The organism is Algoriphagus algorifonticola, from assembly GCF_007655305.1.
In the GTDB taxonomy this organism is placed as follows: Bacteria; Bacteroidota; Bacteroidia; order Cytophagales; family Cyclobacteriaceae; genus Algoriphagus; species Algoriphagus algorifonticola.
On record NZ_VLOG01000021.1, the window covers coordinates 51,725 to 75,189 of the forward strand.

Genomic DNA, 23,465 nt, shown 5'->3' on the forward strand with positions numbered 1-23,465 from the left:
ATAATCATCCCCTTGTGTGAGATTTTTCCTCATGGGCATTTCATCTGTTTATAATTTGTTTTTTAGAGGTCAGATAGCTTGTCCCGAACTTGATTCGGGAGAATCTCTGTTATTGGTGATTCAGGAGTTTTAGATTGAGCGATACAGTGGTCTAATCCTTACGTAAAAATAAATGGAATAAACCAATTGACTTCTCCTGATTAAATCATGTGATCCCCTTGGCAATTCGAGTATATTTGCAAATTAAAAGAAAAAGAATGGATCAGGATATAGAAAGACTTTTTGAAAAAATGTGTGACCCCAATGAGTCTGAAGCATATCTATTTGCAGACAAATTGGGACTGAAAGCAGACGAAGAAGCCAAAAATAGGCTGATAGAAATGATTAAAGGTGATAATTGGGAAATTGCCTATCTAGCCTGCAGAGCATTATCTAAAACCCACTGGCAAGAAGAAGCATTGGACGCCATTTTCGAAGTGATTTTTGATAAAAAGAATAAAAACCTTCAGGGTGCTTTTGTACAAATTTTAGAAGAATACAACCTAACCGAACGATTTGTAGATGTTTTTAGAGTTTATCTTTTTGGCAACTTCAAAGCATCTACTTTAGCCAAGGACCTTTTGGATCAGGTTGAGTTTGAAATTACTCCCCGAACGATACGTAAAGCTGAAAAACACTGGAACCACTACTTACATAATCCTGAGGATGAGGGAAGTGTGGCAATTAAAAAATCAGAAGTAGAGCCTATGTTGCTGGAAATGAAGGAATTATTTTCCTGAAAATATGCAACATTTCTAATTTTTCGGAGTTCTTTACTATATGCTGAATATAGATATTAGAGAAAGGCATCAGGAATTTTTTCTAGATTTTGGGTTTGAATTCAATCCATATTATTCAACCTATGAGAAGTCATTTCCTCAGGGTAAGCAGGCTATTTTTGTCCATTTTACAGAGTATCCAGAAACCAATTATTTAGAATACAATTTAGGGGTGAGAATTGATGCTGTTGAAGAATTGATCCACCGATTTTTACCTAGTCTCAGTGATTATTCATCAAGGTCCTTAACACTTATCCAAACTCCCAACAAAATTGATCCAAGTATCCCAAATCGGTTTGCTATTATCAGTGATTTCGAAATGGAAGAAGCTTTAATCAAAGCGGAGAAGTTTTTTATCAGAAACGGTTTCAAATGGCTGGATAAAATGAGCGATCCTTTGACTTTAGAAAAAGCTTTTGTAGCCAAAGAAAATTATACCTTTAAGAGTCAGAACTTTATCTATAATGCATTCAGAGCTACGGCTTTGGCGAAATTATACAAACCTGAGGATTATCTGATTGTGAGAGAAAACTTTTTAAATCTGGTAGAAAAGCAACAAGTTACACCTTTCACTATTGCTTCTTATCTACAGTTTCTCAGTCATCTGGATGAAGATGTTTAGAACTTCCGTTTCACGCCTCTAACAGCCTCTGCTTTGATCGGATCTTCTGGCCATTCATGCTTGGGATATCTTCTTTTCAATTCCTTTTTCACTTCGAAATATCCATTGCTCCAGAAGCTTTTTAAATCCTGGGTAAGCTGAACAGGTTTATATCCCGGCGATAATAACTCAATCAATAAAGGAATTTTACCCTGATTAATTTTTGGTGTATCCAGCATTCCAAAAATTTCCTGAAGCCTGACTGAAAGGAGAGGAGCCTCATCAGGTGATCTGTATTGAATTTGAATTTTACTACCAGATGGAACTTCCAACTTTTCGGGAGCTAACTTTTCCAATTCTCCCTGCAGTTCGTAGTCTAAACTATGAATCAACAATTGTTTGAGATTGATTTTTTTCAAATCCTCATTTTTTTGAATGTCATTCAAATATGGGCTTATCCATTCCTCAGCTGATTCACAAAGGCCGTCTACTGTCCAATTGGGCCATTTTTCATCTTGATTCCATATCTTCAAAGCATTCACTCTTTGGATCAGTTGCAACGTTTCCTCATCAAAATTCAAAAGTAAATCACCCTCTTCACGAATAGCTTCTAAAATTGCTTCTTTGACTTTTGAACGATCATAATTTTTTAATGGTCTGGAGCCTAAAATAATTGCTCCAATTCTATGTTCTGTCTGAGCTATCAAACCACCGTTTTTTCTATCCCAGCGCAAAACTTCCTTGGTTTTTACCAAAGGCACCAAGTCACGTGGATTTAATGGAGCTGCAAGCCATATTTTCCCCATACCTTCTCTTGCATCTATATCTGCCACAGCTATCCAAGACTCATGGGCTAAATCATCTCTATGGCCTATTTGAGCTATTTTTCCATTGGCTAATTGAAACTGCGCATTATTCCCCGGTCTTGCTGATGCTATTCGCTCAGGATAAGCGAAGGCCAAAAGAATTCCTGTTTGCCAAGGATCTACGGCACCATTTTCCGCTTCAACCTGAAACATCCTTCTGTATTGAGTTGCTACCTTCTCTATTTTCTTGATCCTCGGTATACTATGACCTCTACTTCTAAACCTTCTTAGGGCCTCAATTCTTAAATTCAAATCAACTCCAGCCTCTGGTCCCAATGGATCCCGCTCTTCCAAAACTGCAGCTATGTCTGTTCCCAAACCCAACAAGTTCTGTTTTTCTGCATAGAGCAATAAATGCGCGATTCTAGGATGGCATGGCAGCTGATGAATTTCTTTTCCATGAGAGGTGAGTTGACCATGGTCTAATGCTTCCAGAGATTCCAAAGTCTTCTCTGCCAAGTTTAGATTTCCGGCCGGAGGACGTGTAAGCCAGGTCATATCCCTGATTTCATCCTTTCCCCAAACTTTCATATCCAGAACTAAACCTGTCAAATCCGCCTCCATCAGTTCAGGAGTTCTAAATTCCTGTAATTGATTTTGCGTCGCTATAGACCAAAGCCTATAGGCCGTTCCTGCTGTTAACCTTCCAGCACGTCCGCTTCTCTGATCCGCAGAATCAGCACTAATTCTGTGTAAGACCAATTTAGAAAGGCCCGAACGAGGATCAAATCTATTGGATTTAGCATACCCAGAATCCACAACCACCTTGGCACCCTCTATGGTTAGAGATGTTTCTGCAATATCTGTAGATAGGACAATTTTCCTTTTACCGCCCGCATGAGGCTGAATAGCTCTATTTTGCTCTGTAGGACTTAGCTGCCCATAGAGTGGCAAAATAAGGTCCTGCGGCAAGGCTTTTCTTAAAAGTGATTCTGCTTTTTTGATATCCCCCTGACCGGGTAAAAACACCAAAAAATCTCCCTCATGCTTCTTGGTCAATGGGATGATAGCTCTCGCTGTATCTTCCCCAATTGCATATTCATCAACGGGATTTAAATAATGAATATCTACTGGATATTGCCTTCCAGAACTTTGGATTACTTTCGAATTCAACAAAGAAGAAAGCTCTTCCGAGTTGATGGTAGCCGACATCAATAGGATTTTTAAATCAGGTCTCAGTACTTCCTGAACTTCTCGGCATAAAGCCAAAGCGACCTCAGAATGCAGATTTCTTTCATGAAATTCATCAAAAATCACCAGTCCAACATCTTTCAATTCATTATCAGAATGCATCATTCTAGTTAGAATGCCTTCTGTAATCACCTCTAATTTAGTCCGATCACTTACCTGAGATTCAAAGCGAATTCTATAGCCTATTGTCTTTCCCACCTCTTCACCAAGCATGGAGGCCATTCTCGTCGCGATACTTTTAGTAGCCAATCTTCTGGGCTCCAGCATCACTATTTTTTTTCCTTTGAGCCAGTCCTCCTGAAGTAATGCCAAAGGTAAGAGTGTACTTTTACCTGCCCCTGGAGGAGCTTGAACGATCAAGGAATTATTGGATTGAAAATGGCTTTTTACATTGGGGATAATATCCGCAACTGGAAGCTGAAAGGAATAAGGATCAAAATCTGACATGAGTTTACAAAAATAAAAAGGCCATCAAGATAATTCCTGATGGCCTCCAAAAACTTTAAAATCTAATTACATGCTAGGAGCAAGCTTTGCTTCAGCTTTTCCATATTCCCACATAATGCTTAGCTTATTATCGGCTACCTCGTATTTCAAACGCTCTTGAAGAGAGGAAGATTGCTGAGAGGCTACTTTCACTCTCAACTGATCTTCGGAAGAATCGTAATCGAACGCACCCCATTGCTTGGCAACTTTATTGAAGATGAAAGTGGATTCATATTCTCCAGGAATGATGAAGAAACTATAGGTTCCAGCTGGTAACTTTTGACCTTCTACCATAATATCCTTGGTAGTGGTAATCGTAGTAGCTTCATTAGCACCAGCACGCCATACTTGACCCAAAGGCACTAAATCACCCCAGATCATTCTGCCTTTGACAGCAGGAGAGGAGTAATTCACAGTAATTTTAGCATCACCTACAGAGCCTTCGGCGGTCATAGCTGGGCTGGCTTTTTCTTGGGCTTGAGCGGCAAAGGCAAATCCAGCCAATACTGCCAAAGCAAAAATCTTTCTCTTTAAATTCATGGTTTTCAGTTTTTTTGAATTGGATAATTTACAGAAAATTCAGAAATATTTCAGATCCTATTTTCCCAACTCTGTTAAAGCATGCTAAATTTTTACCCAAGCTTGCTTTTTATTACTCTCTATGATTCTTTCTCCGATAATCAATTCCCTTAAACCATCCGCAAATGTTGGAAAGCTTGGGTTATCAGGCTGTTTTCCAGTTCTTACAGCTGCATAAACTTCTTTAAACATCTGCTTTGAAGTATCTGGGAACCCTTCATTATGTCCGCCTGGGAAACTAATCAATCCGGCAGCTTCGGGAGTAAATAAGGCTGGATCTTTCATCAAATGCTGATTAGCACTTTCTCTTTTTCCAATCCACAATTCATTCGGTCTTTCTGAATTGAATTCAAAATTCGACTTAGAACCTGCGATTTCAATATTCAACCTGTTTTTTCTGCCTGCATTGACTTGAGATACAGTAATTGACCCTTTGCTTCCATTGTCAAAACGAAGCATTACAGTGGCATGGTCTTCTGTATTGATAGGAACCTCTTCGTAATCATCCATACTCAGCATTTTACCCGAGTATGTTTCGATCGCTTTGAGAGGCTTCAAACGGGTTTTGTGAACAGTAGAAAAATCTGCCATAACCTCCTTGATTTTCAATCCGGTCACATATTCTGTGATATCCAATAAGTGAGACCCAATATCAGCAATAGCTCTTGAATCACCGGATTTATCAGGTTCTAATCTCCAATTATAATCTGTTTGTAAAAAGAGCCAATCCTGAAGGTAGGAGCCCATAACTGCATAAACCTCACCCAACTCACCACTTTCTCTCATGGTTTTCATTTGTCTTACCACAGGATAATAGCGGAGATTGAAATGCACTGCGTTAACCAATCCTTTGCTTTTAGCCAAAGAAACTAACTCCTCTGCTTCATCTATTTTTACTGCTAAAGGCTTTTCGCAGATGACATGCTTTCCTGCCTCTAAAACTGCTTTTGCTTGCGCATAATGCAGGAAGTTTGGAGTACAAATATGAACAACATCGATTTCAGATAATTTAAGCATGTCCTCGAAGGTGTAAGCATTAGGTATACCTAAAAGTCTGGCTTTTTCTTCAGCCAATTCTTGATTGACTTCTACTAAGCCAGTGACCATTACATTAGGAATTCTTCGAAGTGCTTCCAGGTGAGCCGGTCCAATAAATCCGGTACCAACGATGGCTGCTTTAATCGTTTGAGACATAGGTTATGTAGGTTTTATATGTTTGAATAAAGTTTCAAATTAGGAAAAATGAATCAATTTCACTCATGACTTTTGATCACAAATTCAGGTCTTAAGAAAGCCCTAAAAGACTATGATCAAGAATGTATTAAAAAATACTGGCCTTTCTTTCCTGAAAATCAGAGAGATCTACCAAGTCAGGATTGATCCACCAAGGATAAAGTTCGGGTTGACTTTCTTCTTTAATTTCTATCATAGAACCGATTTTAGGCACTCTGATTTTCAATCCTAATTCCTGAGATTTGGCCAAAACACGCTCCACGGGGTCTGTCCAAGAATGCATAGCTAAGCTAAACGCTCCCCAGTGAATGGGCATAAACTCTTTTGCTTTAAGATCCAGAGCAGCCAATGCCGTTTCTTCAGGCATCATATGGATTTCTTTCCAATTTTCATTGTATTGCCCGCATTCCAACATAGCAAAATCAAATGGCCCAAAACGATTTCCAATCTCCTGAAAATGTGGACCATACCCACCATCTCCACTGAAAAATAGTTTTTCTTCTTCGCCAATAATAACCCAAGATCCCCAAAGTGTGCTAAAGCGATTATTCAATCCACGGCCCGAAAAATGCCTGCTGGGTGTAAAAATCAAAGATATATCCTGAACCTTGAAGTCTTCCCACCAATCCAACTCTGTTATCCTAGCTTTCTCAATTCCCCAGGCTTCCAAATGAGCTCCCACGCCCAATGGTACCACAAACTGCTTGGTTTTTCCAGCTAATTTCTTGACTGACTCATAATCTAAATGATCATAATGATCATGAGAGAACAGTATCATATCGATCACCGGCAACTCTTCAATTTCTATAGGAAGCTCTTCGAAAAACCTAGGGTTTCCTAACCAAGGGTGGGGAGAGGGAACTTTCCCAAACATGGGATCTAACAAGATATTTTTACCGTCTATTTGAAGTAAAAATGCAGAATGGCCAAACCAAAATAGCTTTGTGGATGAACTATTTAGCAGTTCAAGAGAATCAATTTTTACTATCGGGATATCAAAGTCAGGTTTTCTGGCAGGATCATTTTTGAAGAACTCAGGAAGTAGCTTGATGGCTTTCGCTAAATCCATTCCCATTTCAGTTGCTTGAAGGTTATGAAACTTGCCATCTGAATAATGATCCAATTTTTCAAATTCGAGAAGTTGCTCCGGTGAAGACTTACCTCCAAACTGAGGGCTAAAACTGATAAAAAGAAAACCGAAAAGGAGAGGTGCCAAAAAGAGGATAAGCACGAAGAGCAATATTTTTTTTAGCACAGGAAAATGGATTTTAGGTTTTGTTTAAGCCAGAACTTGAAAATTATTTTATTAACCAAAAAAGGAGAAAAAAGGTCCGAGTGCTTTGATTTTTTTATCATTTATTTCAATCAGGCCTCATTATTTGCCTATCAGACAATTAGGAAGTCAGATTTCCATAAATGGCATTTATCAAGGGATGATTTTTTGTAACTTATGAGCAAATAAAAGAACCATGGCAACTTTCAACTTAAAAGTAAACGGTAAAAATCATCAAGTGGATGTGGAAGATGATACCCCTTTATTGTGGGTTTTGCGAGATCACCTGGGATTAGTCGGAACCAAATTTTCTTGTGGTGTAGCTCAATGTGGGGCATGTACTGTTCACATTAATGGCAATTCCACTTTTTCCTGTGTAACACCTATCTCAAGTGTAGGAAACTCAGAAGTTATTACCATCGAAGGTCTTTCGGAAGATGGAGATCATCCTGTTCAAAAAGCATGGGAAGAAGTCGATGTAGCCCAATGTGGCTATTGTCAGGCTGGACAGATTATGCAAGCTGCAGCATTTCTGAAAAGCAACCCTAATCCAAGTATGGATGAAATTGACAATGCGATGAATAGAAACATCTGTCGCTGTGGTACCTATCACAAAATTAGAGAAGCAGTAGCATTAGCCGCTAAAACTAAATAATCATGAGCACAGTAACAAGAGCGAGCAGAAGAGATTTTCTGAAAATTGCCGGAACCACGGCAGGTGGATTATTTATTGGTTTCAACTGGTTCAGTTGTGATTCCCCGAAAGTAGAGGTTTTGAGTACTGAGGAAATATTATCTCAGGCTAAAAACTTTAGTAGTTATTTATCCATCTCTCCAACTGGTGATGTGGTGATCTATTCACCTAATCCTGAATTGGGCCAAAACATAAAGACTTCTTTTCCAATGGTCGTAGCCGAAGAATTGGATGCTGATTGGGAAAAAGTCAGAGTAGTTCAGGCCAATTTGGATACAGAAAAATATGACCGTCAGCTGACCGGTGGGTCAGGAGCTATGCCACACAGCTGGGAAAGATTACGTACAGCTGGCGCAACAGCCAAATATGTATTAGTAGCTGCTGCTGCGAAAACATGGAATGTTCCAGCAGAAGAAATTACGGTAGAAAAAGGGATCATTTCGCACAAGGGAAGTGGGAAAAGTGGTCACTTTGGAGAGTTCGTAGCCTCAGCTGCCACCATGACTGCTCCTGAGCAATTGACTTTTAAAGACAAAAAAGACTTTAAAATCATCGGGACTCCGGTGAAAAATGTGGATGCCAAGGAGATGTATACCGGGCAGCCATTATACGGATTGGATTTTTACAGAGAAGGAATGCTTCATGCCATGATTCAAAGAGCACCTTTTGGAATGAAAATCAAATCTGTCGACGATGCTGCAGCGAGAGCAGTGACTGGAGTTCAGGAGGTGGTAACTTTTGGAAATTCAGTGGCTGTGGTAGGTTCATCAACTTGGCCATTGATGAAAGCTAAAAAGCTTCTTCGAATTGAATATGAGCCAGAAGGTAAGGTAGAAAGCTCAGCGGACCACGATAGAATTTTCAAAGAATTATTGGCTTCAGGAAAAGCGGAAGTTCGAAGAAAAGACGGTAACGTAGACGCAGCTTTCAAAAATGCCGCTAAAGTAGTGAGTGCTGAATATCAGTGTCCTTTCTTGGCGCATTCTCCTATGGAACCAGAAAACTTCTTTGCACATGTAAAGGGAGATAAATGCGAATTAATTGGTCCTACTCAAACTCCAGATAGAGCCAGACAGTCTGCTGCTCAAATCTTGGGAATTCCAGCTGAAAATATCACAGTGGAAATCACACGTCTGGGTGGAGGATTTGGAAGAAGACTTCGTGCCGATTATGTAGAAGAAGCGGTGGAAGTATCCAGAGCTATGAATGCACCTGTCAAAGTAACTTGGAGTAGAGAAGACGAACTTACAGGAGGCGCTTATAGACCGGCTGTTAGATACAAGTTTGAAGCGGCCTTGGACGAATCCGGAAATATGACTGCCTACAAACTCCGTGGAGTTGGGATGAATGCGGGTAATACAACCCGTGAGCATAATTTTCCTTCAGGAGCAGTGGACAATGTCTTGATCGAATCAGTGAATTATGAATCAAGTATCACTACCAATGCCTGGAGAGCTCCAATTACAAACTTCCTGGCCTATGCTGAGCAGAGCTTTTTGGATGAAGTAGCATTGGAAGCTGGAAAAGATCCTGTTCAGTTTAGATTGGATTTGCTTCAAAGGGCTAAAACCAATCCGGTAGGAGAGCTAGGCTATGACGTAGATCGAATGATTGGAGTAGTTCAAGCCGCCAAGGAAAAATCCAATTGGGGTAAAAATCCAAACGTGAAGCAGGGATTCTCTGTCTACTTCTCTCATAGATCTTATGTGGCTCAGGTAGCAGATATCGCTATGGAAGGAGGTACTCCTACACTCAAGAAAATAACTGCAGTTACAGATTGTGGAATGGTCATCAATCCAATTGGAGCAAACCATCAGGTAAGAGGTGGCATTGTGGATGGAATGGGCCATGCAATGTATGGAAATCTAACTTTCGAAAATGGTGTGCCGAAGCAGAAAAACTATGACACCTATCGCTTAATCCGAATGAAGGAAGTTCCTGAAATTGAAACCCATTTTCTAACAACTGACTTTGATCCTACTGGCCTGGGAGAACCTGCATTACCTCCGACAGGTGGTTCTATTGCAAACGCAATTTTTGCTGCGACAGGTAGAAGGTTGAGAAGTCAACCATTTATTGAGCAGAAAGAATTTTCAGATATCAAATTAGATATCCGAAGAGCTTAAGGTAATAAGGTGTTAAATTAAAAAGCCGCCAATTTGAATTGGCGGCTTTTTTTGAAATAATTACCGAATTATTGAATAGCTGCTGCTTCAGCTTTCAGCATTTCATGATCATCATTCAGACCAGCATTAATAAATTCCTGAGCTGCTTCTGTTTTTTCCTGGCCATTTTTTAGTAAAACGCCCAAGACTAACATGACACCAATTCGAGTACCCACTTTTTTAGCAGCAGTATTGAATAAAGGTTCAATTTCCTCATAGCTTACTTCTTCAGCTAGTTTGAGTATGGATGCTTTAGCATTCGCCAACTTTTCTTCAGGAAGATTGGTTAGCTTTTTACTCAATTGTTGAATCTCGTTCAAAGGACTTCTTTTACCTTGATTCTGCTGAACATCAGGCTGTTTTGGTTGCTGCGCTGCTGTATTTTGCTTAGCCCAGGAGTCTTTTAAGCCTACTGTTTTATTAAAAATCAACTTCTCCTCCTTGGAATCTGTATCCAAAGTGAAGTAACCCAATCGCTGAAACTGGTATTTATCATCCAAAGTAGCTTGAGCTAAATAGGGCTCCAGATAAGCCTTTTTGATGATATTCAAAGAGTCCGGATTGATAAACTCCATGAAGTTTTTGTCCTCATGCGCATCAGGAGCCTCATCAAGGAATAACCTATCATACTCCCTTACTTCAGCAGTGATTGCATGGGCTATTGAAACCCAATGAAGCGTGCCTTTTACTTTTCGTAAACTTGCTTCAGTACCGCTTCCGGATTTGGAGTTCAAATCCACTGTACAATGAATTTCTGTAATATTTCCCGCTTCATCTTTTATCACAGAATCTGCTTTGATGATATAGGCACTTTTCAATCGAACCTCATTCCCCAAAGAAAGTCTGAAGAATTTCTTATTTGCTTCCTCTTTGAAATCCTCTCTTTCAATGTAAAGTTCTTTGGAAAATGGTACTTCATGAGTTCCTGAGTTAGGATCTTCAGGATTATTTTCCATGGAAAGCATTTCTACCTTATCCTCAGGATAATTGGTCAAAACCACTTTCACAGGGTCCAAAACCGCCATTACTCTGGTAGCAGTTTTATTTAAATCTTCCCGGATACAATATTCCAATAAGGATACGTCAGTTACATTATCCCGCTTAGATATTCCGGATAGATCAGAGAATTTTCGGATAGATTCAGGAGTATATCCTCTTCTTCTCAAACCGGAAATAGTTGGCATTCGAGGATCATTCCAACCGGCAACCACCTTCTTCTGTACCAATTCCAATAATTTTCGCTTACTCATCACTGTGTAGCTCAGGTTTCTTCGAGCGAATTCGCGCTGCTTAGGTCGAAGTAGGGAAGGATCATAGATTTGATCGAGGTACCAGTCATAAAGCTCTCTGTGTAGCTTAAACTCCAATGTACACAGTGAATGAGATACCTGCTCAATGTAATCCGATTCACCATGAGCCCAATCATACATTGGATAAATACACCAATCACTTCCTGTACGATGATGCGGAGCATTAATAATTCTGTATAGAATAGGATCACGCATATGCATATTTGGAGAGGCCATGTCAATTTTGGCTCGAAGGAGATAAGATCCGGCAGGAAACTCCCCATTCTTCATCTTTTCGAAAAGCTCCAGACTTTCAGCCACAGGTCGATCTCTGAAAGGGCTTGGTTTTCCGGGAGTAGTAGGGGTGCCTTTTTGCTCTGCAATCTGTTCGGATGACTGTTGATCTACATAAGCTTTGCCTTCTTTGATCAATTGAACAGCCCAATCATACAGCTGCTGAAAATAATCAGAAGAATAGCATTCATTAGCCCATTTGAAGCCAAGCCATGCAATGTCTCTTTTGATTGCATCAACATACTCCTGCTCTTCTTTGGCAGGGTTGGTGTCATCAAAACGAAGGTTGACAGGAGCATTGTACTTTTCTCCCAATCCAAAATTCAAACAGATGGAAGCGGCATGGCCAATATGAAGATAACCATTCGGCTCCGGAGGAAAGCGAAAACGGAGTTTTTCCTTCGGAAGACCTTTGGCTAAGTCCTCTTCTATAATTTGTTCAATAAAATTGAGTGTCTCTGTTGATTCTTTCATAATTGAAAAACTGAATGCCAAAATTACTTCAAATGAAAGGAATTGCAACCTTTCATTTAAAATGAGGCAGATGAATTTGAGATTAATTCAGATTATGCTGAAAGATGAAAAATCAGATCTCATCCATTTCTCTGCTAGGCCAATAAGGCCCGATCAGTTTTAATTTGGAAGATTTTGAATCGAATTCAAAATCAATTTTTAGAGATTCTCTCACTTGTTCATGAATAGCTAAGCATGCATTAAAATGAACCAAAGAAAAATCTACCTCAAAACTGCCTGAATTAGAATCAGAAAATTTAGGCTCGGTTTTTAAGTTGACATCCTCGGCTACTGCACCTTCTTTTTTGTAGTAATAGGAAAGAAAAATGCCCAAATCTTTCTTTTTGGCTTTCAAGAAAGAACTCAATGAATCGTCTTTTATTTGAGATTTGGGATAGTCAAATGTCCAAGTTTCTTGCATAATTTTTTCTTGATAGAAAATCTAAATTTAATCAACTTAGGCTGAAAGTCTTAATTCATTTAAATTTAAGGTATGAAATGCCCATGAGGAAAAATCTCACACAACTTGTCCCGTCCGCCGCGGCGGATCGGGAGGGGGATGCCCCGATAAATCGGGGTAGGGCATTCCATCTGACATCTAAAAAACAAATTATAAACGGATGAAATACCCCATTTACTTAGACTATAATGCCACTACTCCTTGCACTAAAGAAGTAATGGAATCCATGCTTCCATTTTTTTCGGATCACTTTGGAAATGCGGCAAGTAAGAGTCATCCCTTTGGCTGGGTTGCTGAGAATGCGGTAGAAGAAGCCCGGGAAAAAATTGCGCAGTTGATTGGCGCTAAGTCTAAGGAGATAATCTTTACATCAGGAGCTACAGAAGCCTTAAATTTGGCTATAAAAGGTACTTTTGAAGCTTTTTTACCTGAAAAACAGCATTTTATCACCTGTCAAACCGAGCATAAAGCCGTTTTGGATTGCTTTGAGGAAATTGAAAAAAGGGGAGGAGAGGTGACCTATTTACCCGTTGATGAAATGGGTAAAATAAGCATAGATCAACTCGTAAAAGCCATTCTCCCGACTACCAAAGCGGTTTGTCTGATGTGGGCAAATAATGAAACAGGAATTATTCATCCAATTGAAGAAATCGCAAATTTATGTGAGGTTAGAAATCTGATTTTAATTACGGATGCAGTACAGGCGGCTGGCAAGATCCCGGTTTCTACCCAAGGAATTCACCTGATAGCTATTTCTGCCCATAAATTATACGGTCCTAAAGGTATAGGTGCATTGTACGTGCGACACAACCATGAATTACCCAAACCACAGGCTCAAATCCATGGAGGAGGACATGAAAAGGGGATGAGAAGCGGAACATTGAATGTTCCCGCTATAGTAGGTTTTGGAAAAGCCGCTGAATTGAGGATAGAAGAAATGCATGCAGAGGCTAATCGATTGCAAAAGCTTAGAAATCAGTTGCAAGAAGGATTACTAAAAATCTCTGGTACACAATTGAACGGGAGTCAAGATAATCGTTTGCCCCATGTTTGCAACATCGCATTTTCGGATGTAGAAGGTGAGGAACTATTGAAAAGAGTGAATCAAAAAGTTGCGGTGAGTTCGGGTTCTGCCTGCACATCCATTTCCCCAAAACCTAGTCATGTATTAAAAGCCATGGGATTGGATTCAGATTTAGGAAGAGCTTCAATTCGATTTTCTTTGGGAAGAAAAACTACCGAAGAAGAAATTCTACAAACTATAGATTGGGTGGAAAAAGTAGTAAAGGAATTAAGAGGATAGACTTTATTTGAGATTTTTGATCTTTTTCAAATCCTCTTCAGTATCCAAATCAATCGCACCCTCGGGGAAATCAAGCGCCAAAACATCTTCAGAATGATTGAAAATTACCTTTTTGGCACCCTCTGAACCCTTTAGGCTCAGTAATTCATCGAAATATGATCGATTAAAAAGTACAGGCACGCCCAATGTTCCAGAATAGGAACAAGCAACAATTCCTTTTCCAGAAATTTCTTTCCCTTCAATCAATCGATTCAAAAGAACCGCACCAACAAATGGCTGATCGCAGAGCATCAAAATCACTTGATCAGTTTGGCCATTTGCTAGTAAAAATTTGAGCCCTGTTTGCATACTGGAAGCCATTCCTTCCTCCCAGTTTTCATTGATGACTACAGGTACATTTTTGCTTTCAAAACCAGTTTGGATCAAGTCAGGATTCCAACCCAAAACAACCACCATAGAATCTGCTTGACATTTATTAGCTTCTTCTATAGCATTTTGAATCAGTGTTTTACCTCCCAGCTCCACCAATTGCTTGGGTCTACCTAATCTGGAAGATGAACCTGCGGCCAAAAGAATTATGCCTGTTTTCATAGCCCAGACTCGTGAATGGGACCTTTTTTGTCCCGAAGGAAAATGGGACTCTTTTGATTTAGAACTGCTTTAATTTCTGCCATAATAGAAAGCGCAATTTCTTCAGATGTCTCTGCACCGATTTCAAGACCTACAGGGGCATAAATATTCTCCATATTAACTTGCAAACCTTTGGATTCCAATCGCTGTACCAGTTTTTCTGTCTTTTTCTTAGGCCCAAGAATTCCGATGTAGGGTAGGTTTGATTCCAAAAGCTTTTCCAGGATAATTACTTCATATTCAAAATTATGAGTCATCAATAATGCAACAGTATTGGAATCGGTGCTTATGCTAGGCAACACCTCTTCTGCTGAACCTACGATAATATTTTGAGCTGAAGGAAATCGGGCTGAAGTGGCCTGATTTTTTCTTCCATCGAAAAGAAATAGCTCCATTCCCAATAATTCAGCCATTTGGGCTACAGGCCTTGTGTCATTTCCCGCACCAAAAAGTAATACCCTCGTTACAGGATGTATTTTTTCGAAGAATATAGAAATCTTATCCAACTCTTCGAATTCCCTGATTTGACTTTGATTTTCTTGAAAGCCATTGATTTCGTGTTTTATCCTGAGCCATTGTTGAGGATTCAATTTTCCTGAATTGCCGAATTCCTGATTTCCTCTTTTCAAAAAGATGGTACCTATCTGCTCTGATTTAGATCTAGGAATAGAAAATACAGTAAGTAGAAGACTGGATTCACGCTCTTGGATAGCTTCCTTGATTAATTCAACGGGGTTGCTTGGGTTAGAAAAATCCAGTGGTTCTATCAAAACATGAATAATTCCATTGCAACCTAATCCCACACCGAATTTTTGATCGTCCTCATCTGTAGTGTCATAGGTGACTAGCATAGATTTTTGCTGAAAAATCACTGTTTGAGCCTTTCGCAAGGCATCTCCCTCCAAACAGCCCCCACTGATCGCACCTGTTAGTTGTCCATCTTGGGTTACGAGCATTCTCGCACCTGGTCTTCTATAGGCAGATCCATCTACTTTTACCACAGTAGCTAATGCGGCTGGAATGGATTCTTCCTTGCAAACTTCGTAAGCCTGAATAATCTGCTTGAACTCTTTCATGTGACTAAGTTAACTCAATTGGCTAACTGCATCCTTTCATTTTTCAAACAAAACCATACAGAAAGCAAACAGGATGAAAATAAATAGACTATGAAAAAAGTCAAGGCTCCGTGGAAAATTTGATTGATCCCAAACCAATCACCTGAAGTAAAAATGAAGTAAAAGGCATAAATCACTTTCAAAACTTCCCAAACCCAAGCATTGGGATTTCTATCCATTAATTCGGTGTAGGAGTAAACTGTCAAAAAGACAAAGGCTCCGTAATAAAAGATATCAGGTACTCCGATACTAGCTAGATTTCCAAACAAATAGCTTAGAAGGAGCAAAAGCATAATTAACTGGGCAAAACTCCAAACCAACATTCCTTTGCTGAGAAATGGGTTGTATTTCTCGAAGTGATAAACATCTTCGATTTTAAAGACTGGGTATTTTTCGGCCACATCTTTGGGTCTCCAACCCAATGGCATAAACCAAATTTTTAGCTTGTCTTTCCAATCTTGGGCTCTCCAGGCATCCTTGATCAGAAGCCAAAGGTGCATAAAATTGATTTTAATCGGATTCCAGGTTCGAACTGGTCTTGTCACCCCATAAACTGCTGGGATATCTGCCTGTTCCTCCTGATAAGTTCCAAATAGCTTGTCCCAAATGATAAAAATTTGCCCATAATTCTTATCCAAATATTCCGGATTGATGGCATGGTGAACCCGGTGATGGGAAGGAGTAACGATGATTTTTTCTAAGAAACCCATTTTGCCGATATGTCTGGTGTGATACCAGAACTGAGCAAAGAGATGTAAGGGAGCAACAATGGCAATTACTTGGGCTGGAACCCCCAATAGAGCAGCCGGAAGCAAGAAAATCCCGAATATTTTGACGATTGAGGAGATGCTTTGTCTTAAGGCACAAGCTAAATTAAATTCCTCTGAGCTATGGTGAATGATATGGTTGTTCCAAAATAGATTATACTCATGAGAAATTCTGTGCACCCAATAGCCCGCAAAATCCAAAGCAATAAAAGCGATTACATATGTCAACCAAGACGCATCTATTTGAAACAATCCAAATTTTCCGGCCATCCATTCATAGGAGATAACTACGATGCTTAAACCCAAGACATCTTTGGTCACATTGGTTATGCCTGAACTGAGACTGGCAATCATATCATTGACAGGAACCGTATCATTTCCTTTCCATACGCCCCAAAACTTCTCAAACAACACCAGCACAAAAAAGGCGGGCATAGCAATTAATAAGATTTTACCGTAGGTTTCCATTTGAGTTTATATTCCAATACTAAACTTAGGAATTATGCTGATTCCATTCAAATTCCATGGATTTGAGCAGCTTTTTTTGATACATATCAACCAAAGAATATCTTTTAAAAAGATACCAGAAAAATATTTCTATTTTTCTACTCTCTAAATCCAAGGCATGAATCGATTATACCTACTAATAACCTTATTTTCTTTGGTCTGGTTTCCAACTTATGCTCAAATAGATCAAGTTGAGATACAGCGCCTTTCCAAAGAAAGTTTGCTTCCATCTTTAAACAAGTTTTATGAATTCCTGAAAATCCCGAATAACGGACGTTATTCAGATCAAATTCAAGCAAATCTCAATTGGTGTCAAAAAGAATTGAACAAACTTGGATTTGAAACGCAAGTACTCAGTGCAGGGGGAGTTCCTCATTTATTTGCAAAAGGAAAAATTGACCCCGCAAAAAAAACTATTCTGGTTTACATGCAGATTGATGGGCAAGCAGTGGATACCTCAGCTTGGAACCAAAAAAGTCCATTTGTCCCTGCCTTGAAAAAAGAAGTCGATGGGAAATTGGAAGAAATAAATTGGAGTTCATTGAATGACAGGATCGATTTGGATTGGAAAATTTTTGCCCGATCGGCTTCAGACTCCAAAGGTCCAGCCATGAGCTTTTTTACGGCTATGGAAATTTTTCAGCAAAACCAACTTGAGCCGGAAGTGAACCTGAAGCTAATTCTCGACTTTCAAGAAGAACTCTCATCTCCAGAATTAGCTGGAATAGTGCAGGCTAATCAAGCATTATTTGCAGCCGATGGAATATTGATCATGGACGGTACCCGTCACTTATCCAACCTCCCCAATCTAGCATTTGGTGCAAGAGGAATAGCTACCGTCACTATCAAAGTATTTGGAGCAAAAGAAAATCTGCATTCCGGGCAATATGGGAATTTCTCTCCGAATCCGGTTTTTGGCTTATCCAGACTGCTGGCAGCAATGAAAGATGAGTCTGGGAAAGTAGTAATCCCGGGCTTTTATGAAGGAGTCAATTTGAGTGAATTGGACATACAAGCAATGGCCGAAGTGCCGGAATCTGTGGAAGAAATACTGGATGAACTTGGATTAGCCGAAGCAGATCAAGTGGGAGGGAGCTATCAGGAAGCCATGCAGTATCCATCATTAAATATTCGGGGAATCAATGCAGGTTGGGTAGGAAAGGAGGTAAGGACCTTGATACCTTCTGTGGCCATAGCAGAAATTGACATCCGGACAGTCAAAGAGACTCCTGGAGAGAGGCAAATAGCACTTTTGCGAAAATTTATCACCGATCAAGGCTATCATATAATAGCTGGTGAGGAGCCAAGCTTGGAAGAGCGAAAGGTTTACTCGAAACTTGCCTCTTTTGATTTTCGCATCGGTTCCCAGCCTTTCAGAACCTCCATGGATTCTGATTTTGCGCTATGGTTGGAAGCAGGAATGAGACATGTTTTCGGATCAGATTATGTCAAAACCAGACAAACGGGTGGCTCCCAACCAATGGCACCTTTCATCAATATTTTAAATGCTCCGGCAGTTTCCGTACGGATTCCAAATCCAGATAACAACATTCACGGACCTAATGAGAATATCAGAATTGGTAACTATCTGGAAGGAATCCAAACTTGTTTAAGTATTCTTTCCCAACCTTTTCAATGAATTCATTTGATGAAATCATATCTCTAGTAATTGTTTTATTAACAGTTACTTTTGTATTGAAAATCAATATTTTAAATAATAAAATAATTGAAGGAATTCTCAACTGGTTTCCTGCAATTTTATTTGCTTATGTGATTCCGGCAGGATTTACGCACCTCTTTGGATGGGATCTATCCAGTGTTTATTTACATAGCCTAAGCAGAAACTGGATTATCCCAATCACCCTTTTGGCAGTGATGTCCGCATTACCTTTCAAGCAGTTGGCAGTAGTGGGATTAAGACCTTTGGCTTTATTTTTTGGAGGAAGTCTCTTTATAGCAACATTACCCGTATTACTGGTTTCAGGAGTGCTTTTAATCGAACCAGGCAATGATGTTATCTTTTTCGAACAGGAATATTGGAAAGGACTCGTCCCCATTGTTGGAGGCTGGATTGGTGGAAGTACCTCTCAGTTGATTTTAAAAGAGCTCGCCCAAACCCCTGAAAATATCTTTCTCTCAGTTTTGGTATTGGATAATATTTTGGTCAACATCTGGACAATCTTGATGTTTCAGTTTATCAAAAAAGGAGAAGTTCTCAACAAACTGATAGGGATCAAAGATCCTCTTCCAAGCACCTTAGCAGACCCCAAAATCAATTCTGGAAGGAAAATCAAACCCTTGGTGATCATTCTAATTTTTGCTCTGATCACAGGTATCAGTTACTTTTTAAATCTATCATTCCTCATGCTGGTTATAAGTTTATCAATTTTGGGAATGCTTTTGGGTAACTTGATTACACATTGGAATACCTCATTTTCCCTAAAAATGGGAGGAGTCTGTATTGTTTTGATCATGGCCATTCTTGGTTTGCGATTAGATTTCAGCAACCTAACCTTACCTTGGAGCTTTGTAAGTTTGGTTTTGGTTTGGTTGATTTTGCACTTTATTCTGATGTTAGTCCTATCCAAAGTATTGAGGCTTAATCTGATCTGGGTTCCTATCGCATCCATGGCAAATTTGGGCGGAATTTCTACTGCTCCGGCCGTTACAGCTGCATATAGGAAAGATTTAATGCCTCATGCGGTGCTATTAGCCATTTTGAGTATGGTTACCGGAACAGGGTGGGGGATGCTCACTATTTATTTATTCCAACAATTCTGAAGCAAGCAGCTTATAATTCTGATTAAATTCTAAAAAAGTATATGGACATTCCCAGTTTAGCCACCTTGAAAAAAGACCTTGGCTATATTTCTGAACAGGAAATTAAGGATCTTTTGATCGAATTAATAAAGTTTAGCAGGGACAATAAGGCCTATTTATTTTTTAAACTCTATGAAAGGGATCAGCCAGGATTATTTGTGGAAATGGTTAAAGAAGACTTATTAGTTGAATTTGAAAAGGCTAGGGTAGAGCATGGTTATTATGCGAAAAAATCAGCTCAAAGTATTCGTAGAAAAATGAATAAGCTTTTAAAATTATCAAAGTCCAAATCCGATCAGGCTGAGGTCATTCTTTTCTTTTGTGAAAAAATAAAGGAAATGGGATTTTTAAAGCACCGGAACTCTGTGATCAAAAATCTGTATGAGATCCAGAAAGGAAAAGTTGAAAAGTTAGTAAGTGGATTACACGAAGATTTACAGTACGATTTCCAGTTTCGACTGGAGGAACTATAAAAAAAAAGTCCGGGCAAAATACCCGGACTTTTTAAAACCAACCATCTACTATTAATTTACATTCACCCCAATATTTCCTTGGGCAACAACTGTCGCAAGTTCTGCCATGGAGAGGTGTACATTGATATATCCGTTAAATTCCAATAGTTGCTCATAAGTAATTGCTGTTTCATCATCTAATGCAACAATATTGGTCATGCTTATTCCTGTGGTGCCATCAACTGGCGTAAAGGTAAATGCAATGCTTCCGCCCATTTCGGCTGTATTATTGTGAATATGAGCTGGATGAGAAGAGCCTGCTATCGTGTTTTCTACATCTAAAATTGCTAGGGTAGTACCATTAGCTCTTTTTCTAAAAGTCGCAGTACCATTGATTCCTACTACATCTTTTTCACCTAATACATAGGTGGTTGACTCTCCGGTCAATTCATTGGACCCGATATCACCTTGAGCAACGATGGTTCCCAATTCACTTGCAGAAAGGTGCACATTGATATATCCATTGAATTCTAAAATATCATCATAACCAATCATGGAATCGTCGTCTAGCGTAGCTACGTTGGTCACACTTACACCAGTTGCACCATTGACTGGAGTAAATGTGAAGGCAATTCCACCACCTTCTAATGCTGTATTAAAGTGAATGTGTGCTGGATGCATTCCGTCTTCAGGAGTATTCATCAGCTCGATCATAGCTAAAGCTTCACCGTTCACACGCTTCTTGAAAGTAGCTGTACCGCTAATTCCATCCACATCTTTTTCTCCTAACTCATAAACTTTTTCTTCTCCAGTAAGCTCATTTTGACCTATATCTCCTTGTGCCACTAATGTACCTAGATCTTCTGCAGACAAGTGAATATTCACATATCCATCAAAATCCAATAATTGAGTATAGGTAATAGGAGTACCGTCATCTAGAGTTGAAATATTGGTTGCACTCATACCAGTAGCACCTACAACAGGATTAAAAGTAAATGCAATTCCTCCGCCTTCAGCGGCAGTGTTGAAATGTATATGTCCAGGGTGCATCCCGTCTTCTGGCGTTCCCATCAGCATAATTTCCGCCAATGTTTCACCATTAACTCTTTGACTGAAAGTAGCAGAACCGCTAATCCCATCTACATCTACAGAACCTAGGGCATAAGTCTTAGATTCACCAGTTAAGGCATTCTCACCGATATCACCCTGAGCAATCAAAGTTGCCAAATCGGAACTTGACAAATGCACATTGATATAACCATCAAAATTGATTAGCTGCTCATAAGTAATAGCACTACCATCATCTAAGGTGTTGACAGTTACGCTACTCATCCCAGTTGTACCATCCACTGTTCCCAAGGTTAATGCAATATCACCACCTTCAGCTGCAGTATTAAAATGAATATGAGCTGGATGCATTCCACCGGAAGGTGTACTTGACAGACGAAGATTGATGGTGGTTGTGTTATCGTCATTTTCAACAAATTCAGCTGTTCCAGAAATCGATGGATCAGATACTGAGCTTAATTGAAAAGTTGCTGTTTGCCCCGTAGGCATTGGCATGGGGTCAATTGGATCGATGTTTTGGTCGCAACTGACCAAAACTGCGGAGAATAATAAGAGTAATCCTCCCAAAATTTGTCTTGTGTAGTACATAATTTTTGAGGTTAGTTAAAATTTTAAATAGCAGGATTGGTTTCCTGTACTTTGATCTACCTTTTTAGCTACGAAGTGCTTTTAGGGTATGGATTGACTAAAATCAAAATTTTCAGTATTTTCTTTCTCTGCGGATGCTTGTTCGAAATTGAGATATTTATTATTTGTTACATAATTTACATTATGTTAAGTAATAAATTTTGATACCCCGATTCCATTATAATTTTTTAACTTCAGCCAAATTTATCCCTACCCCAGAATTCACTGAATGAAGATCAATCTGTCTACCCTCGGTTTATTTGCAGGACCGCTTTCTTATTTTCTAATTTTATCTTTTGTCCAGTCTCCGGATTTAAACCCTCAAGCTTTAGCTATGCTGGCCTTAGCATCCTGGATGGCTATCTGGTGGATCACTGAAGCTTTGCCAATTGCAGCTACGGCTTTTCTTCCTTTAATATTTATGCCCACTTTGGATATTCTGCCAATTGCTGAGGTTTCTTCCAATTACATGCATCCTACGGTTATGTTATATATGGGTGGATTTCTAATGGCTACAGGGATAGAAAAATGGAATCTACACCGCAGGATCGCCCTATCCATAATTAATTTAATTGGCACTGATCTTAGAACTATTGTTTTGGGATTCATTTTAGCCACTGGATTTCTATCCATGTGGATTTCAAATTCAGCCACTTCCTTGATGATGCTTCCCATTGGATTAGCTGTAGTAAAGCAGTTTGAGGATTCATTTGGCTCCGAAAATTTAAGCCTCTCTCAGAGATTGGGGAAAAATATCATGTTGGGAATTGCCTACAGCGCTTCTATCGGAGGTGTCGCAACCCTTATCGGAACTCCTACCAACACGATTTTAGCTGCCGTGGTCTCAGACCTTTATGATTATCAAATCGGATTTAATGAATGGATGCTTTTTGGCTTTCCTTTATCCATTACACTTATTTTTATATGTTGGTGGTATTTAGTGACTTTTGCCAATCCTCTCCCAAAAAGGTTTAAGCTAAACGATGCTAAAACCATTGTGTCTGAGCAGCTCCAAAAACTAGGAAAAATCTCCTATGAGGAAATAAATGTATTGGTCGTTTTTTCCTTAGTATGCTTTGCATGGATATCCAGAAGCTTCCTGTTAGATCAGCTTATACCCGGTATTGACGACACCATAATTGTACTGACCGGAGTTTTGATTTTATTTCTCCTCCCCGATTCAACTAAAACTAAAAGAATTCTAGACTGGAAAACAGCAGAGCAAATTCCTTGGGGAATTTTGATTCTATTTGGAGGTGGATTGGCTTTGGCTGAAGGATTTAAAGAAACAGGATTAGCCGAGTGGATCGGTCAAAGATTCACCCTAATTGAAGGTGTGGGATTTTTCTTCCTGCTTTTGGTGATTATAGCATCTGTTAACTTTTTAACAGAGGTTACCTCCAATGTGGCAACTGCTTCCATGCTTCTCCCGATTCTCGCTTCTGTAGCGATCAAATTAGACTTACATCCTTTCGGTTTGATGGTTGGAGCTACTCTTGCCGCCAGTTGTGCATTTATGCTTCCTGTTGCTACCCCTCCCAACGCAGTCGTTTTCGGTTCCGGTTTTCTACAAATGAAAGATATGGTCAAGGCTGGGTTTTGGCTTAATATTTTATCAATTCTGCTGGTAACGCTTATGGTCTATTTCCTTCTTCCTTTGTTCTGGGATATTAATTTGCTTCAGAACCCATTTGATTAATTAAATAGCCTTTCC

Annotated in this window: 19 protein-coding genes; 9 read left to right on the top strand and 10 right to left on the bottom strand. The window is 39.5% G+C overall.

Annotated features, from left to right (window positions below; all coding sequences use genetic code 11):
- Positions 1–236 precede the first annotated feature (236 nt).
- Complete coding sequence (locus tag FL972_RS05180; RefSeq protein WP_250161287.1) at positions 237–779, top strand: HEAT repeat domain-containing protein; 543 nt, start codon at positions 237–239, stop codon at positions 777–779.
- A 40-nt stretch (positions 780–819) separates the two neighbouring features.
- Positions 820–1,440, top strand: coding sequence for a hypothetical protein (locus FL972_RS05185; protein ID WP_144604018.1), 621 nt, complete (start codon positions 820–822; stop codon positions 1,438–1,440).
- Here FL972_RS05185 and hrpB read toward each other — a convergent pair.
- The 4 genes from hrpB to FL972_RS05205 form a co-directional block, all read right to left on the bottom strand.
- Positions 1,437–3,923 carry an ATP-dependent helicase HrpB gene (hrpB, locus tag FL972_RS05190; RefSeq protein WP_144604019.1) on the bottom strand — a complete coding sequence of 829 codons (2,487 nt, stop codon included), beginning with the start codon at positions 3,921–3,923 and terminating at the stop codon, positions 1,437–1,439. The two genes, FL972_RS05185 and hrpB, sit on opposite strands and share 4 nt — an antisense overlap.
- A gap of 66 nt (positions 3,924–3,989) precedes the next feature.
- Positions 3,990–4,502 carry a DUF2911 domain-containing protein gene (locus FL972_RS05195; RefSeq protein WP_144604020.1) on the bottom strand — a complete coding sequence of 171 codons (513 nt, stop codon included), beginning with the start codon at positions 4,500–4,502 and terminating at the stop codon, positions 3,990–3,992.
- 84 nt (positions 4,503–4,586) lie between these two features.
- On the bottom strand, positions 4,587–5,735 hold the full coding sequence (locus FL972_RS05200; protein WP_144604021.1) for a Gfo/Idh/MocA family protein: 1,149 nt from the start codon (positions 5,733–5,735) through the stop codon (positions 4,587–4,589).
- A gap of 127 nt (positions 5,736–5,862) precedes the next feature.
- Positions 5,863–7,029, bottom strand: a complete 1,167-nt coding sequence (locus FL972_RS05205) for an MBL fold metallo-hydrolase (protein ID WP_186300007.1) — start codon at positions 7,027–7,029, stop codon at positions 5,863–5,865.
- Between the two features lie 214 nt (positions 7,030–7,243).
- Here FL972_RS05205 and FL972_RS05210 point away from each other — a divergent pair, with 214 nt between their 5' ends.
- The gene (locus FL972_RS05210; RefSeq protein ID WP_144604022.1) at positions 7,244–7,702 is read left to right on the top strand and encodes a (2Fe-2S)-binding protein; all 459 of its coding nucleotides are present in this window, start codon (positions 7,244–7,246) and stop codon (positions 7,700–7,702) included.
- Between the two features lie 2 nt (positions 7,703–7,704).
- Complete coding sequence (locus FL972_RS05215; RefSeq protein WP_144604023.1) at positions 7,705–9,867, top strand: xanthine dehydrogenase family protein molybdopterin-binding subunit; 2,163 nt, start codon at positions 7,705–7,707, stop codon at positions 9,865–9,867.
- A 68-nt stretch (positions 9,868–9,935) separates the two neighbouring features.
- Here FL972_RS05215 and FL972_RS05220 read toward each other — a convergent pair whose 3' ends face one another.
- A complete protein-coding gene (locus FL972_RS05220) occupies positions 9,936–11,963 on the bottom strand; it encodes a glutamine--tRNA ligase/YqeY domain fusion protein (RefSeq protein WP_144604024.1) in 2,028 nt (675 codons plus the stop codon).
- 112 nt (positions 11,964–12,075) lie between these two features.
- Positions 12,076–12,423 (bottom strand): hypothetical protein, encoded by a 348-nt coding sequence (locus FL972_RS05225; RefSeq protein WP_144604025.1) that lies wholly within the window; start codon positions 12,421–12,423, stop codon positions 12,076–12,078.
- Between the two features lie 199 nt (positions 12,424–12,622).
- On the opposite strand from FL972_RS05225, the gene FL972_RS05230 reads away from it, so the two are divergent.
- Positions 12,623–13,765 (top strand): cysteine desulfurase family protein, encoded by a 1,143-nt coding sequence (locus FL972_RS05230; RefSeq protein WP_144604026.1) that lies wholly within the window; start codon positions 12,623–12,625, stop codon positions 13,763–13,765.
- 3 nt (positions 13,766–13,768) lie between these two features.
- Here the strand turns inward: FL972_RS05230 and FL972_RS05235 are convergent, their stop codons facing one another.
- The 3 genes from FL972_RS05235 to FL972_RS05245 are packed head-to-tail and all read right to left on the bottom strand — an operon-like array spanning position 13,769 to position 16,745.
- A complete protein-coding gene (locus tag FL972_RS05235; protein WP_144604027.1) occupies positions 13,769–14,356 on the bottom strand; it encodes a nucleotidyltransferase family protein in 588 nt (195 codons plus the stop codon).
- A complete protein-coding gene (locus FL972_RS05240; protein WP_144604028.1) occupies positions 14,353–15,471 on the bottom strand; it encodes an XdhC family protein in 1,119 nt (372 codons plus the stop codon). The genes FL972_RS05235 and FL972_RS05240 overlap by 4 nt, the downstream gene beginning before the upstream one ends.
- A gap of 14 nt (positions 15,472–15,485) precedes the next feature.
- Complete coding sequence (locus tag FL972_RS05245; protein WP_144604029.1) at positions 15,486–16,745, bottom strand: sterol desaturase family protein; 1,260 nt, start codon at positions 16,743–16,745, stop codon at positions 15,486–15,488.
- Positions 16,746–16,902: 157 nt separating this feature from the next.
- Between FL972_RS05245 and FL972_RS05250 the strand changes: the two genes are divergently transcribed.
- The 3 genes from FL972_RS05250 to FL972_RS05260 are packed head-to-tail and all read left to right on the top strand — an operon-like array spanning position 16,903 to position 20,077.
- Positions 16,903–18,423: a M20/M25/M40 family metallo-hydrolase gene (locus FL972_RS05250; protein ID WP_144604030.1), complete on the top strand. Its 1,521-nt coding sequence runs from the start codon at positions 16,903–16,905 to the stop codon at positions 18,421–18,423.
- Positions 18,420–19,565 (top strand): DUF819 family protein, encoded by a 1,146-nt coding sequence (locus FL972_RS05255; protein WP_144604031.1) that lies wholly within the window; start codon positions 18,420–18,422, stop codon positions 19,563–19,565. The genes FL972_RS05250 and FL972_RS05255 overlap by 4 nt, the downstream gene beginning before the upstream one ends.
- A 41-nt stretch (positions 19,566–19,606) precedes the next feature.
- Complete coding sequence (locus FL972_RS05260) at positions 19,607–20,077, top strand: hypothetical protein (RefSeq protein WP_144604032.1); 471 nt, start codon at positions 19,607–19,609, stop codon at positions 20,075–20,077.
- Positions 20,078–20,128: 51 nt separating this feature from the next.
- Here the strand turns inward: FL972_RS05260 and FL972_RS05265 are convergent, their stop codons facing one another.
- Entirely contained in the window at positions 20,129–21,712 is a 1,584-nt protein-coding gene (locus tag FL972_RS05265) for a CHRD domain-containing protein (protein ID WP_144604033.1), read from the bottom strand.
- A gap of 268 nt (positions 21,713–21,980) precedes the next feature.
- Here FL972_RS05265 and FL972_RS05270 point away from each other — a divergent pair, with 268 nt between their 5' ends.
- Positions 21,981–23,450: an SLC13 family permease gene (locus FL972_RS05270; protein WP_144604034.1), complete on the top strand. Its 1,470-nt coding sequence runs from the start codon at positions 21,981–21,983 to the stop codon at positions 23,448–23,450.
- The last annotated feature ends 15 nt before the right edge of the window (positions 23,451–23,465 follow it).